Annotated in this window: 9 protein-coding genes; 4 read left to right on the forward strand and 5 right to left on the reverse strand. The window is 39.0% G+C overall.

Annotation, left to right across the window (positions count from 1 at the left end):
• The first annotated feature begins 46 nt into the window (after positions 1-46).
• Together recU and pbp1a are read left to right on the forward strand one after the other, a co-directional pair.
• Positions 47-643: a Holliday junction resolvase RecU gene (gene recU, locus M1R56_RS03640; RefSeq protein ID WP_248034645.1), complete on the forward strand. Its 597-nt coding sequence runs from the start codon at positions 47-49 to the stop codon at positions 641-643.
• On the forward strand, positions 640-2802 hold the full coding sequence (pbp1a, locus tag M1R56_RS03645; protein ID WP_248034646.1) for a penicillin-binding protein PBP1A: 2163 nt from the start codon (positions 640-642) through the stop codon (positions 2800-2802). The genes recU and pbp1a overlap by 4 nt, the downstream gene beginning before the upstream one ends.
• A gap of 339 nt (positions 2803-3141) precedes the next feature.
• Here pbp1a and M1R56_RS03650 read toward each other — a convergent pair whose 3' ends face one another.
• Positions 3142-5124 carry a peptide ABC transporter substrate-binding protein gene (locus M1R56_RS03650; RefSeq protein ID WP_248034647.1) on the reverse strand — a complete coding sequence of 661 codons (1983 nt, stop codon included), beginning with the start codon at positions 5122-5124 and terminating at the stop codon, positions 3142-3144.
• A 202-nt stretch (positions 5125-5326) separates the two neighbouring features.
• Between M1R56_RS03650 and M1R56_RS03655 the strand changes: the two genes are divergently transcribed.
• Positions 5327-5809: an S-ribosylhomocysteine lyase gene (locus tag M1R56_RS03655; protein ID WP_006151868.1), complete on the forward strand. Its 483-nt coding sequence runs from the start codon at positions 5327-5329 to the stop codon at positions 5807-5809.
• A 58-nt stretch (positions 5810-5867) separates the two neighbouring features.
• Here the strand turns inward: M1R56_RS03655 and M1R56_RS03660 are convergent, their stop codons facing one another.
• Positions 5868-7970 (reverse strand): ATP-dependent Clp protease ATP-binding subunit, encoded by a 2103-nt coding sequence (locus M1R56_RS03660; protein ID WP_248034648.1) that lies wholly within the window; start codon positions 7968-7970, stop codon positions 5868-5870.
• A 583-nt stretch (positions 7971-8553) separates the two neighbouring features.
• The gene (gene pflB, locus M1R56_RS03665) at positions 8554-10869 is read right to left on the reverse strand and encodes a formate C-acetyltransferase (protein ID WP_248034649.1); all 2316 of its coding nucleotides are present in this window, start codon (positions 10867-10869) and stop codon (positions 8554-8556) included.
• Positions 10870-11105: 236 nt separating this feature from the next.
• On the opposite strand from pflB, the gene dinB reads away from it, so the two are divergent.
• Entirely contained in the window at positions 11106-12167 is a 1062-nt protein-coding gene (dinB, locus tag M1R56_RS03670; RefSeq protein WP_248034650.1) for a DNA polymerase IV, read from the forward strand.
• Positions 12168-12200: 33 nt separating this feature from the next.
• Here the strand turns inward: dinB and M1R56_RS03675 are convergent, their stop codons facing one another.
• Entirely contained in the window at positions 12201-13046 is an 846-nt protein-coding gene (locus tag M1R56_RS03675; RefSeq protein WP_248034651.1) for an undecaprenyl-diphosphate phosphatase, read from the reverse strand.
• 61 nt (positions 13047-13107) lie between these two features.
• Positions 13108-15000 carry a DUF2207 domain-containing protein gene (locus M1R56_RS03680; protein ID WP_248034652.1) on the reverse strand — a complete coding sequence of 631 codons (1893 nt, stop codon included), beginning with the start codon at positions 14998-15000 and terminating at the stop codon, positions 13108-13110.
• Positions 15001-15010 lie beyond the last annotated feature (10 nt).

The following is a 15010-nucleotide window of genomic DNA, read 5'->3' on the forward strand; positions in this document are numbered from 1 at the left end:
TTTTATGGTATAATAGAGTGATGTTATTGTACCAATAAGGAGAATTATGGTCAACTATCCTCATAAACTTTCATCGAAAAAAAAACAAGAAGTCACCTCACAAACTAAAAATTTCGCAAATCGTGGGATGACCTTTGAAAAGATGATCAATGCTACAAACGATTATTATCTGACACACGGTTTAGCTGTTATCCATAAGAAACCAACTCCTGTTCAGATTGTCCGCGTAGACTATCCGCAGCGTAGTCGGGCTAAGATTGTTGAAGCTTATTTTAGACAGGCATCGACTACCGATTATTCTGGAGTTTATGAAGGGTTTTACATCGATTTCGAAGCTAAGGAAACTAAGCAAAAACATGCCATTCCGATGAAGAACTTCCATCCTCATCAGATTCGGCATATGGAACAAGTCCTTGATCAAAAAGGGATTTGCTTTGTCCTTCTTCATTTTTCTTCTTATCAAGAAACGTATTTATTGCCGGCACTTGACCTCATCCGTTTTTATCATCAGGATATGGGGAAAAAGTCAATGCCGCTTGACTATATCAAAGAATTCGGTTATGTGATTGAGCAGTCTGCTTTCCCACAAATTCCTTACCTTGATACAGTCAAACAACATTTACTAGGTGGTAAAACAATATGAACAAACAAACTATCTTGCGCATCGTTAAATACCTCAGCATTGTTACGATTAGCTTATTTATCGTAGCTTTCCTACTTGGCGGTGGTGTATTTCTTCACTATGCAAACAAGGCTCCTGAACTCTCTGAAAGCAAACTTGTTGCAACTACATCAAGTAAAATTTATGATAGCAAAAATGAACTCATTGCAGATTTAGGTGCTGAACGTCGTGTCAATGCTCAAAGTAGTGATATTCCTACTGATCTTGTCAATGCGATTGTCTCTATCGAGGATCATCGCTTCTTTAACCACAGAGGAATTGATAGCATTCGAATAGCAGGAGCTTTCCTACGTAACCTCAGTAGTAATGGTGGTCTTCAAGGGGGATCAACCTTGACCCAACAGTTGATTAAGCTGACTTATTTCTCAACATCAACAGCTGATCAAACCCTATCCCGTAAAGTTCAAGAGGCTTGGTTGGCTATCCAGCTAGAGCGAACTGCAACTAAGCAAGAAATATTGACCTATTACGTCAATAAGGTCTACATGTCAAATGGTAACTATGGTATGCAGACAGCTGCGGAAAACTATTATGGTAAGGACCTCAAAGACTTGTCCATCCCACAACTTGCACTCTTAGCAGGTATGCCACAGGCTCCAAACCAATACGATCCCTATTCTCATCCTGAAGCAGCCCTTGAAAGACGAAACCTCGTTTTGTCAGAAATGCAAAAACAAGGCTACCTTACAGCCGAGCAATATGAAACAGCAATCAATACCCCAATCACAGATGGACTTCAAAGTCTAAAATCTGTTAATAGCTATCCACCGTACATGGATAACTATCTTAAAGAAGTTATTGACCAAGTAGAGCAAGAGACAGGTTATAATCTATTAACAACAGGTATGGAAGTCTATACAAACGTCGACCAAGAGGTACAAAAACGCCTTTGGGATATTTACAATACAGACGAATACGTTGACTATCCAGATGATGACCTTCAAGCTGCTTCTACTATCGTTGATGTTACAAATGGTAAAGTCATCGCTCAACTTGGTTCTAGACACCAATCAAGTAATGTTTCATTCGGTATCAACCAAGCCGTCGAAACAAACCGTGACTGGGGTTCTACTATGAAACCAATCACAGACTACGCTCCTGCACTTGAGTACGGAATCTTCGACTCTACTGCAGCAACGATTAATGATGCCCCTTATAACTATCCTGGAACAGACATTCCTGTCTATAACTGGGATAAAACCTACTTTGGAAATATCACTCTCCAGTACGCAATTCAACAATCTCGTAACGTACCAGCCGTTAAAACACTTGAAAAAGTTGGATTAGACCATGCTAAGACCTTCTTGAATGGTTTAGGAATTGATTACCCATCAATGGTATACGCAAATGCTATCTCAAGTAATACAGTTGAATCTCATAAACAGTACGGAGCAAGTAGTGAAAAAATGGCTGCTGCCTATGCTGCCTTTGCTAACGGCGGTATCTATCACAAACCAATGTATATCAATAAAGTTGTCTTTAGTGATGGCAGTTCAAAAGAGTTTTCAGACCAAGGTACTCGCGCCATGAAGGAAACAACCGCCTACATGATGACAGAAATGATGAAAACCGTATTAACATACGGAACTGGTCGTGGAGCCTACATGTCATGGCTTCCACAAGCTGGGAAAACTGGTACTTCAAACTATACAGACAATGAAATTGAGAACTACATTAAGAACACTGGGTATGTTGCTCCAGACGAAATGTTCGTAGGATATACTCGTAAGTATTCAATGGCCGTTTGGACTGGTTACTCAAACCGTCTTACTCCAATCGTAGGAGATGGATTTAGAGTCGCTGCAAATATCTACCGCTCAATGATGGGATATCTGTCAGAGGATGATCATCCTGGTGATTGGACAATGCCTGAAGGTTTGTATCGCAACGGCGAATACGTCTTTAAGAACGGTGCTCGTAACAACTGGATTCCACAGTCAACTCAAGCAAGTTCGACAACAGAGAGCTCAAGTTCAAGTACAACTTCAACAACTGAAAGTCCAAGCTCTTCGAATGATAATACGAATGGCGCTACCAATCCAAATGCCTCAGTACCAAACACAACTACAAATAGTCAACAACAAAATCCAGCCCCACAAAATACACAAGGGCAGCAATAAAATATAAAAAACTGAGGATTTATTCTCAGTTTTTTGTATGCAGTTTTTTATGGTGGAATCTTAATTTCTACCAGGTCAAACTTTTTAAAAATATGTAGAGAAACAACTGAACAGGTTAATATCTCAATCGCAACCTTATCCCAAACACAAGTTAAATAGTCGGGAAAACTGTTTAAAATTATAGATAAAAGATATCTTACTTTTATGTAATACTGGAGCGTGACTTAGAATGTCTGTTCTACTACTTCAATGCAGTGCTTGAACTAATAACCAAAATATCAAACTGATGTCTCAGCAATGATATCAAAAGACCAGACTTTTTGTCCGGCCTCTTTTTTCTTATTTGACATGATTTGCAAGATCTTCTTGCGCTTTTTTATTAGATTCTTCTTTTTCTTTCTTCCATTTATCTTGAGCTTTTTGATATTCATCAGCAGTTACTGGTTTATCTTGAAGTTCAAGGTACTTGTACAAGAGGGCTTCACTCATACCCTTGTTACCTGAGTATGCAAATGGAAGGGTGAATGGTACCATCTTAGACAACATTGGACGTCCAGTTTTAGAAGTTGTTGGAATAATCAATGCACTATCTGTCAACCAAGCTTGGGCTGCAGCATATTTATCATAACGTTTTGAAACGTCAGTGTCTTCATTTCCAGCTTCAACAACCATCTTTTCGTAATCTTCCAAACCAACTTGTTTGGCGGCAGCGTTATTTGTACCTGAATCAAATCCTAGGTAAGTCTTAGTATTTTCACCTACTGATGGTTTGATGATATCAAGGTATGTAGATGGGTCGATGTAGTCCGGAGACCAACCAACGTTATCTGAAAGGTCCCAATCTTCCCCAGCAGCTGATTCTGCAAAGTAAGTGACATTGAGAACTTCATCTTTTTGAAGTTGTTGGATATCAATAACGACATTGTCAGTTCCTAATGTTGCTTCAAGCGATTGTTTCAATGATTGAACACGTTGAACTTTTGTAGTATTGGTTTGGTCAACTGGCATATCCAAGTGGATTGGGAATTGAACACCCTCCGCTTGGAGAGCTGTCTTAGCCTTAGCAAACTCTGCTTTTGCTTTTTCAGGATTGTAAAGACCGTCTTGAGCGTCTTCTAGATTAACATCTTTCCACTCATCACCATAGGTCACTAATTTTTCCTTAACTAAGTCACCAAAGTTTTTACCATCTGCTTGAACAAATGTTGGTGGTACGAACAAGTTACGAAGGAGTTTGCTTGCTCCACTTGCTCCATTAACTTGAGAAGCATAAGCTGTTCTATCAAAACCAAAGGCGATGGCTTGACGGAAGTCTTTGTTAAGAAGAGCTTTCTTAGTTGAAGTCTTTTGCTCGTCTGTAGTCTTAGAAGTATATTTGTAAGACTGACGGTCAATATTCGTACCGACTAAGAAAGTTGTAGAATCTTGTGTTGTATAAACGATGTTATCCTTAAACTCTTTTTCAAGTTCAGAGTAGCTTCCACTTGTTGGGAAGAGAAGGGCCATTGAGAAACCACCATCTTTAAAGGTTTCTGCAAGTTTGTTATTGTCTTGACCATCCCAGAATGAAAGTTTTACTTTATCAATATGAACATTGTCCTTATCCCAGTAGTTTGGATTCTTTTCAAATTCTACTGAAGATTTTGCTACCAATGATTTCAACAAGAAAGGACCGTTGTAAAGAATACTGCTTGGATCTGTTGCTTTAGCAAAGTCACTTCCTTTAGAAGTAAGGAATTCTTCATTGACTGGTGCAAGAATTCCCATGGTTGTCTTAGAGTTCCAGAAGCTTTCTGGTTTGTTCAAAGTGTATTGAACTGTTTGATCATCTACAGCCTTGATTCCAACTTCTGAGAAGTCTTTAACTTCACCTTTTACATAAGCATCCAAACCTTTAATAGATTCTTGAACAAGATAAAGGGCTTCTGACTTATTGTCAGCAGCATACTTAAGACCTGTTACAAAGTCTTGCGCTTTAACTGGTGCATACTCTTCGCCTTCAGAAGTGTACCACTTAGCATCTTTACGGATTGTGTAAGTGTAAGTCAACCCGTCTTTAGACACTGACCAATCTTCTGCCAAAGATGGCACGAAGTTACCGTAGCGGTCATTCTCCATCAAACCGTCAACGACATTACTTGTGATATTAGCAACCGCAGCCTTACCAGTTGTCAGATAGTTGAGACTATCTGGATCTGTTTCATAAACATAAGAAAAAGTTTTCTCACCCTTTGCACTAGAGCCTGAACCTGAACAAGCTGCCAAAACACCAGACGCTAACAGAGTCACCCCTGCTAGGGCCATTACTTTTGAAAATTTCATAATAAACTCCTTTTTAACTTTTTATACATTATAATCCCTTTTCAGCCAAGTGTCAATACAATTTTCAGAATTTTTCAAATTGATTTAAAAACATTTTTATGAGAAACTTTTCTAAAAACCAACTGAGAAAAAGTTCTTTTATTGACAGTTCTCAAACAAATCTTTATGATATAATGAAAAGAGAAAATTGAAAGGAAATACCATGTCAAAAGAAGTTATTGTTGAAAGTTTTGAACTCGATCACACCATTGTTAAAGCACCGTATGTCCGTTTAATCGGAGAAGAAACAGGTCCTAAGGGAGATATCATTTCTAACTTTGATATTCGCTTGGTTCAACCAAATGAGGACTCTATCCCTACTGCTGGACTTCATACTATTGAGCACCTCTTGGCTAAGCTAATCCGTACTCGCATCGACGGTATGATCGATTGTTCACCATTTGGTTGTCGTACAGGGTTCCATATGATTATGTGGGGACGTCATACTAGCGCAGAAATCGCTGCTGTCATCAAGGATTCACTCAAAGAAATCGCTGAAACAACAACTTGGGAAGATGTCCCAGGAACAACCATTGAATCTTGTGGTAACTACAAGGATCATAGCCTATTTTCAGCTAAAGAATGGGCAAAATTGATTCTCCAACAAGGAATCTCAGACGATGCCTTTGAACGTCATGTCATCTAATAATAAAAAAGAAACCAGCTTTTGAACTGGTTCCTTTTTTTATTTTCAAAATCTTGATTTAGGCTTTTTCACGAATGACCAAAACACCATCTTCCATGTCAGCTTCTAGGTGTTTAGCATCAAGGTTATCCAAGTGGAAGTCTGTGACTTTGTCACGGATTTGTTGTTCAATCACACGACGGAGTGGACGAACACCCATGACTTCATCGTAACCTTCTTCAGTCATGTATTCTTTAGCAGCTTCGCTCACTACCAAGTCAATGTCTTTCTTAGAAAGCGTCTTGTTAACTTCAACCAACATAAGGTCTACAATCTTAGAAAGATCTTCTTTGCTCAAGTGTGAGAATTCGATGACAGCATTGAAACGGTTAAGGAATTCTGGACGGAAGTAAGGTTTCAAACGATCCATAAGTTCTGGTTTATCAGCATCTTCTGTCAAGTTAGCTTCGTAACCAAAGCCTGCGTTTGAAGTTGCGATAATCACCGTATTCTTGAAGTTGACAGTATTACCTTGACCGTCTGTCAAACGACCATCATCCAAGACTTGAAGGAGAAGGGTGATGACTTGAGGATCCGCCTTTTCAATCTCGTCAAGAAGAACGATTGAGTATGGATTACGACGAACACGTTCAGTCAAGGTATTGTTGTTATCATCGTAACCAACATAACCTGCAGTTGTACCAATCAATTTAGATACGGCTGTACGGTCGCTATATTCTGACATGTCCAAACGGATGATGGCATCTTTAGTACCAAACATATCAAGAGCCAATTGTTTAGCTAACTCAGTCTTACCAACACCAGTAGGACCTACAAAGAGGAAGCTACCGATTGGACGGTTTCCTTCATCAAAACCAGCACGGTTACGACGAATCGCTTTTGCTACTGCTTCAACAGCCTTGTCTTGGCCAATAACTTTGGTTTGCAAACGGTGACCCATATCTTTCAATCGTTCGATATCGGTTGCACCCATTTGTGATACTGGGATTCCAGTCATCCGTTCGACAGACTCAGCTACATCATTTACAGTAGCTGTAACCTTGTGATCTTCTGTATGATTAGCAATTTGCTTTTCAAGCTCTTCGATACGGACTTTTGCATTTAGAGCTGCTTCGTAATCTTCTTTAACGGCAGCTTCTTCTTGTTTAGTTTTTTCCGCTTGAATTTCGTGCTCAACTGCATGTACATCTGTAACTGGGTGTTGTGCTGCCAAGTGAGCAGCTGTCACATCCACAAGGTCAATAGCCTTATCCGGTAAGCTACGTTGTGGAATATATTGAACAGAGTAATCAACGGCAGCTTTCAAGACTTCATCTGGCAAAATAACATTGTGGTGTTGTTGATAAAGATCTCGAATGCCTTGAAGAATCTTGAAGGTATCTTCAGCAGATGGAGCATTGACCTTCACTTCATTGAAACGACGAGCAAGGGCTGCATTTTTCAAGATGGTATTACGGTATTCATCTTGAGTTGTTGCACCGATAACTGTTAATTCCCCACGTGAAAGAGCAGGTTTCAAGATATCAGCAAGACCTTTAGATCCTTGACCATCCCCTGTGCTACCTGCACCCAGGATTTGATGGATTTCGTCGAAGAAGAGAATAATGTTTCCAGCTTCTTTAACTTCTTTTACCAAGTTTTGAATATTTTCTTCAAAGCTACCACGATATTGAGTACCAGCTTCAAGTCCAGAAATATCAATAGAAATAATCTCTTTGTTCTTGATTGCTGCTGGAACATCACCATTCACGATAGCTTGAGCCAAACCTTCAACTACTGCCGTTTTACCAACACCAGCATCCCCGACAAGAACTGGGTTATTCTTTGTACGACGAGAAAGGATTTCAGATGTTTCTTGAATTTCCTTGTTACGTCCAATAACTGGATCTAACTTACCTTCACGGGCTTCAGCAGTTAAGTTACGTCCAAGTTTAGCAAGAATACCGTCTTGTTTCATGGCTTTACCTTGAACATATTGAGCTTGTTCACTTCCTTCGCCTGGAAGTTGACCAGTTTGACGGTAAATAGCGAATTCTTCAGGTGTTACTTCACGGCCGTTAATCAAGTAACGACGGTTTTCTGAACTATATCCACGCATACCACCCATCAATTGGTTAAATAAATCATCCATGTTGTTAAAGTTATTAAAGTTGTTATTCATATTTCATACCTCGTTTGTTTTCAAATTTACTTGTCAAAATAATTTGACTTTCTCTGACCTTTGTTTCAAAAAATTTAGACTAGCTATTTGCTACTCTACGTATAATTTCAGGTTTTTCTTTATCCAATACAGGTTTTTCGATTGGACTTCTAAAAATACTAATGTTAACCATAGGTTGTACCTCTTTTCTAGGTTTTACCCATACTTTGATCTTAAGATAGTATATACAATCATCTTAAAATCAAGGTTTTCTAAGGACTTTCCTTATCCTTATGTTCTTAGTATATCACTTTGGTCAGTTTTAGTCAAGAAGTTTGACCAAGTTTGACTATTATTTTTTTAAAAAATTTATGGTACTGAAGATATAAAATATGAAAATATCTTTTACTTATCTTTTTTTCGAGTAAGAGCTGGTTTTCAAGCTTCACTGATGATAAACAGCAATGATAGCCTAACAATGTTGACCTTAGGAAGTGGATTCCTATGTCTAGAAAATAAATTTCCAACTGTAAATTTATAACGATATTTATTCAAATCAAAAAAGCCAGTCATCAGACTGGCTAGTTTTTAGTATTGCTGAATTTTATAGCAATGCATCATCCATTGAAAGAACTTCGTGGAAGACACGTTGTGTCAATTCAGTTTTTTGTTCTGGAGTGAGGTACTTAGTATTTACACAGTATCCTGAGATACGTACGATTACGTCTTCACCTGACATGATCTTTTCGTAAACATCGTTCAAGTCCATAACGTTCAAGTTAACGTGTTGTCCACCGTTTTCGAAGTAACCATCAAGGATTGTTACCAAGTTATCAACTTGTTCGTCACGAGTTTTACCAAGAGCACGTGGTGATACTTGAGTTGTCAATGAGATACCGTCAGCTGCATAACCAAAGTCAAGGCTAGCAAGTGAGTTCAAGTTTTGCAACCATCCACCTTTAGCTTTGTTAGATGGGTTAGCACCTGGTGAGAAGAATTCAAGTTTAGACAAGTTCACAGAACCATCTTCGTTGAGGTATACACCTTTGTGGACTGGAGAGTTACCAGTTTGTTTAGAGTAAGCAACGTTAGATGTGATTGTCAAAAGTGATACAGTAGCTTCTGCGTCTTTGTAAAGTTTGTGGCTACGTAGACGAGTTGTGTAAGCTTCGATCAACCATTCTGCCAATTCGTTTGAACGTGGGTCATCTTCACCCCAACGTGGGTATTCACCGATTGTTTCGTAATCGTAGATGTAGCCATTTTCATCACGGATTGGTTTAACTGTAGCGTATTTGATAGCTGACAATGTGTCAACAGTGTTAGCGAATCCACAGATACCGAATCCCATGTTTGCACGTTGTTTAGTTGGCAAGAAGGCCATTTGAACAGCTTCGTAGTTGTACTTATCAGTCATGTAGTGGATGATGTTCAAAGCATCTACGTAAGTGTCAGTCAACCAGTCAAGAGATTTTTCAAAGTTAGCTTTAACTGATTCGAATTCAAGGACTTCGTCACGGATTGGTTCGATGTCAAATACTTTGTAGTCTTTATGAACATCGTCGTAACCACCGTTCAAACCAGTAAGAAGAGCTTTAAGAACGTTAACGCGAGCACCGAAGTACTGGATGTTGTGACGTTGTTCTTCGTTTTCTGGGTCAAGTGGAGATACACAACATGAGATACAGCTCATTTCACCATATCCATCTTTAGCCATTGTTGTAACACCTTCGTATTGGATTGAAGAGTGTTTGTGGCTCATGTGCATACAGTAGCGACGGAAGTTGTATGGCAATTTGTCAGTCCAAAGAACTGTCAAGTTTGGTTCTGGAGAGTTACCGATGTTGTCAAGAGTGTTCAAGAAACGGTAGTCCATCTTAGTAACACGGTGACGACCGTCGTTACCCATACCAGCCATTGAAGTTGTGATGAAGGTTGGGTCACCTGAGTACAATTGGTCGTAAGCTTTTGTACGAGCAAATTTAACTGTACGAAGTTTCATAACGAAATCATCAACAAATTCTTGGATTTCTGATTCAGTAAATGTACCACGAGCAAGGTCACGTTCTGCAAAGATGTCCAATACGATTGGCACACGTCCAAGAGATGTAGCCGCACCGTTGATAACACGGCAGACAGCCATGAAGGCAATGTTTACCCATTGGATAGCTTCTTTAACGTTCATCGCTGGTTTACGAACATCAACTCCGTAAAGGTCACCTAAGCGTACAACTTGTTGCAATGCTTGATATTGAAGGTTGATTTCTTCACGAAGACGGATTGTTTCTTCATCGATTTCTTCGATTGCGTTCCAGTCGTTAACTTTTTCTTGCATCAAGTAGTCTGCACCGTAAAGAGCAAGACGTGCATAAACACCGATGATACGTCCACGTGAGTATGCATCTGGAAGACCAGTTACAGTGTGAGCGTGACGAGCACGACGGATGTTTGAAGTGTAAGCACGGAAGATACCATCGTTAACAGTTGTTACGTATTTAGTGAAAATTTCGTGAACAGCTGGATCTGGTTCGTATCCATTTTCTTTCAAAGTAGTTTCAGCCATACGGATACCACCTTTTGGCATGAAGTTCAATTTGAAGAGTTCATCGTTTTGGATACCATAAATCAATTCGTTTTCTTTGTCGATAAATCCAGCAGGAATATCAGCAATAGAAGTTGGACGAGTGTCCATTGGGAAACGAGTTTCTTCGTAGTGTGCTTTAGTTTCTTCTACGATTTTTTTGATGTGAAGTGAACGCTCTGTTGGTCCTGCAAGGAAGCTTTCATCTCCATCATAAGGTGTGTAGTTAGCTTGTACAAAGCGTGATACACTTGCTTTTTCTTTCCAGTCAACACCTTTAAAGCCTTCCCAGGCTTTGTCAAAAATGTCCTGTGCTTCAACAACTGTCTTAACAACCATGTTAATTCCTCTTTTTTCTTTCTAGTAACAGTCATCTGTTACATTCATGTATTCAGTATAACACACAGTAAACGATTTCAACAACTAAAAACTCACTTTTTTAACACTTTCTTTTCTAATACAGTTCAAAATATATCACAAACTGTATTATATTTTTGAAAGAGATTATTTGATTTTCATTTTTTCAGAAAAAGAGTATAATAAAATTAAACAAACTAGCACTGAGAGGTTTCTCCATGTTGATTTTTCCACTAATGAATGATTTATCTCGTAAAATCATCCATATTGACATGGATGCCTTTTTTGCTGCTGTTGAAATTCGAGACAATCCCAAACTTAAAGGGAAGCCAGTTGTGATTGGCAGTGACCCTAGAAAAACTGGTGGTCGCGGTGTTGTTTCTACCTGTAGCTATGAAGCACGAGCATTTGGCATCCACTCAGCCATGAGTTCTAAAGAAGCCTATGAACGTTGTCCTCAAGCAGTTTTCATTTCTGGAAACTACGACAAATATACTGCTGTCGGTCAACAGATTCGAGCTATTTTCAAACGTTATACGGATAATATCGAGCCTATGAGTATCGATGAAGCTTATCTAGACGTGACTGAAAACAAACTCGGCATCAAGTCCGCTGTTAAAATCGCTCGACTAATCCAACAAGATATTTGGCAAGAACTTCATCTGACTGCTTCTGCTGGTGTGTCTTATAATAAATTCTTAGCTAAAATAGCCAGCGATTACCAAAAACCTCGAGGTCTGACAGTTATTCTCCCTGATGAAGCTGAAGATTTTCTCAAACAAATGGATATCGCTAAATTCCACGGTGTAGGTAAGAAAACAGTTGAGAAATTGCATCAAATGGGGGTATTTACAGGTGCTGATCTTTTAAAAATTTCTGAAATTAGTCTCATTGATCGTTTTGGTCGACTCGGTTTTGACTTGTATCGCAAGGCTCGTGGCATTGATAATTCTCCCGTCAAATCCAATCGCATTCGTAAGTCTATTGGAAAAGAAAAAACTTATAGTAAAATTCTCAATCTAGAAGAGGATATCAAAAAAGAGCTAACTCTCCTTTCGGAAAAAGTTGCCCTGAGTCTTCAAAAACATGAAAAATCTGGAAAGATTATTATTTTAAAAATCCGCTATGCTGACTTCTCTACAATGACTAAGCGGAAAAGCTTATCTCAAAAGATCCAAGATGCTGAAACTATTTCACAAATGGCTATCCAACTTTACGAATCTCTGACAGATAAAGATAAAGACGTTCGCTTATTGGGTGTCACTGTGACTGGATTTTAAAACCTTGAAGGAAGCTTCCCTCAAGGCTTTTTCTTATACAAATAATCGAACAAAGCTATAAAGTAGTAATACACTACCTAGGACAATACGGTATTTACCAAACATCGTAAAGTCGTGTTTTTTCACATAGCTAGTTAAGAAACGGATAGCAACCATGCTGACTGCAAAGGCTACTACCATAGCAACTAGAAGTAAGAAGAATTGACCAAAACTCAACACTTCTCCTGCTTTGATAAATTTAAAAATCTTCAAAGCACTAGCTCCAAACATAACTGGAATTCCTAGATAGAAGGTGAACTCAGTTACCACTGAACGACTAGTACCGTTCAACAAACCACCGACGATAGTGGCACCTGAACGGCTAGTTCCTGGTAAAAGAGCCAACACTTGGAAAAGACCGATATAAAGGGCTGTTTTATAAGGTAATTTGTCCAACTCTGTGACTGTTGGCTCAATCGCTTGCGCTTTGTTGCGTTTTTCAAGATAGATAAAGGCCACCCCATAAACAATCAACATAATAGCCACTGACACCATATTATGAAAATGAGTATCAAACCAGTCATCGAACTTAAAGACAAGGAGAAGAGGAAGAGTCGCTACAAAAACTTTGGACCATAACTGCCAAGTTCTACGGATTTCCACTTTATCCTTACCAGGTTTGAAGGGATTAAGCTTGTTAAAGTAGATAACCATAACCGCTAAAATAGCTCCGAGTTGAATAACTACGTTAAACATAGACATGAAGGCTTCACTCTGGTCTTTATACTGGATAAATTCTTCTGCTAAAATCAGGTGACCAGTGCTTGAAATCGGCAACCATTCCGTGATTCCTTCAACAATACCAAAAAAGATAGATTTTAAAATTTCAATAAGATACATAGATAACTCCTTTTTCTATCCTCCATTATATCATACTTTTATAAGCTGTGTTTAGTTTTCTTTAAAAGGCACCGATGCTGCCGCCACCACCGCCGCCAGAAAATCCACCACCAGAACTTCCACTACTAGAAGATACTGAGTAAGTACTTGCCGTATTTGCGACACTGGCATAATGGCTCATTTGCGCTGTTGAATGATAAAACATGCTATGCCAGCCATAGGCTACATAGAGATTGATATCTGGATTTTCAACTTGGATCTGGTGAACCTTCATCAAATGGCTAACCTTGTCAGCATATCCAAACAAAGTTGCATAAACTAATAGACGATTCCAAACAACAATACTTTCTAATTCTACTTGATCCAGTTGTGCAATCTCACGTAACATATTTTCAAAACTGGTCCAGAGATAATAGACTTCCGCACCTGCTTCATTTAGAACACCATCACGATTATCCAGTCGAATCTTCCAATAGTAGAAAGCAGCCAAAACTAAACCTATTAAGCCAAGTATTGGCAAGGGGAGATAAAGATAGCCATGAACGTCCAAACTGTACAAGAACAAACCAAATCCGATGATTAGTGGGAAAATAGTAGAAACACCCATGCTCACTTGCAAGATCTTTTCCACGCTAGTCAAGGGGCGATAATAATCCGGAAGCCCCAAGAAATAGACTCGGTCCTTGACCCCGTCTTGCATCTCTTTCAATGCTCTTTCAAAAGAATATTTAAGTTTACGGCCTTTTGTTTGAATCCGTTTTTCATCAGTAGCTTTCGCTCCACGGTAAAGATTCTCAGAAATCTTATAATCTGCAAACAAATTGGAAACAGCAACTTCTTTTTTACCTGAAAAGGCCAGATTTAGACAGATCCTCTCAAAGCTTGATAAACCATCTTCTTTTACCAGCCTCAAGCCAACTGCGTCTCCTCCTGAAATAATAGAGATATTCCCACGGTCTATCACATCTAACAAGGTAGCTTGAATAAGTTGGTCAAAGGTGAATTTTCCTGCTCCTTTGGTTAGAGGACTCACTTCCTCTAAGGAGGTCGAGTAGACAGCCTCTGATAAAACCATAGGCTCTAATTCCATCGGTGGTTCATAGAGACGATGATTTTTGGCATATTTGACGGAAGGAGTGGTTTTTCTTCTATAGACAAAATAGAAGCAGATACTCAATAACAAGGAGATGGAAAGTATTGAAGGAAACACCCAAGTAACGAGTTGTTTACTCTGATCTTTTTCTCTAACAATCGACTCTTCTATCTTATTAAACTCTTCTAAACGATTCCCTTTTAAGCCCTGATCTGTAGCGCTAGCAAAATCAGTTCGAGGCCAGTAGGCATGCAACTCAACTCCACGCTTAGACGGAAGATTGTCTAAACGAATCGTATAGTCATGACCACTCTGTTCAATCCTTCCCTCTCTATAGAGTTGCCCTGTGTGGAAAAAGAGTTTTTCGGCCCCATTATCTCCCATCACATGAAACTCAAATTTTTCAATAGATTCTGAACTATCTGTTAAGGGTTGCCAATTTAATTCAGCGATATCATCATATAAAAAAAGAAGATTTTTCAATTGCCAGGTAAGTTCCACTTCGACCCTATCCCCTTCCTGACCTGGATTATAGACTTTAACAGTATAACCATTCGTTTCTTCTGTCACTTCGCTAGTAAGATTTTCGATTTTATGACCATTTTTAGATGCCTCAACCTTTGGCTGAGGATCAATATAAAATCCGCTAGGCATCTTGCCAGCACGTCCAAGTCCCACGATTTGGCCCTTAAAGTCCTCCTCAAACTGGTAAACTATCTTCTGCCTAAATTCCGCTGTATTGTCTGCATGAATATACAGTTCTCCTTTATAGGATGGAATGCTATAATCCACGGCAAAAACCAATTTTGGAACAATTATCAGACAAGTAAATATAAATACTATTAACCATCTTTTTTTCATAATATAGCCT

This window comes from Streptococcus sp. oral taxon 431 (genome assembly GCF_023115445.1).
Lineage (GTDB): Bacteria > Bacillota > Bacilli > Lactobacillales > Streptococcaceae > Streptococcus.

Coding starts and splice junctions, on each gene's coding strand:
- M1R56_RS03650 (WP_248034647.1), bottom strand. CDS start 5,124: ATGAAATTTTCAAAAGTAATGGCCCTAGCAGGGGTGACTCTGTTAGCG.
- dinB (WP_248034650.1), top strand. CDS start 11,106: ATGTTGATTTTTCCACTAATGAATGATTTATCTCGTAAAATCATCCAT.
- pflB (WP_248034649.1), bottom strand. CDS start 10,869: ATGGTTGTTAAGACAGTTGTTGAAGCACAGGACATTTTTGACAAAGCC.
- recU (WP_248034645.1), top strand. CDS start 47: ATGGTCAACTATCCTCATAAACTTTCATCGAAAAAAAAACAAGAAGTC.
- M1R56_RS03680 (WP_248034652.1), bottom strand. CDS start 15,000: ATGAAAAAAAGATGGTTAATAGTATTTATATTTACTTGTCTGATAATT.
- pbp1a (WP_248034646.1), top strand. CDS start 640: ATGAACAAACAAACTATCTTGCGCATCGTTAAATACCTCAGCATTGTT.
- M1R56_RS03655 (WP_006151868.1), top strand. CDS start 5,327: ATGTCAAAAGAAGTTATTGTTGAAAGTTTTGAACTCGATCACACCATT.
- M1R56_RS03675 (WP_248034651.1), bottom strand. CDS start 13,046: ATGTATCTTATTGAAATTTTAAAATCTATCTTTTTTGGTATTGTTGAA.
- M1R56_RS03660 (WP_248034648.1), bottom strand. CDS start 7,970: ATGAATAACAACTTTAATAACTTTAACAACATGGATGATTTATTTAAC.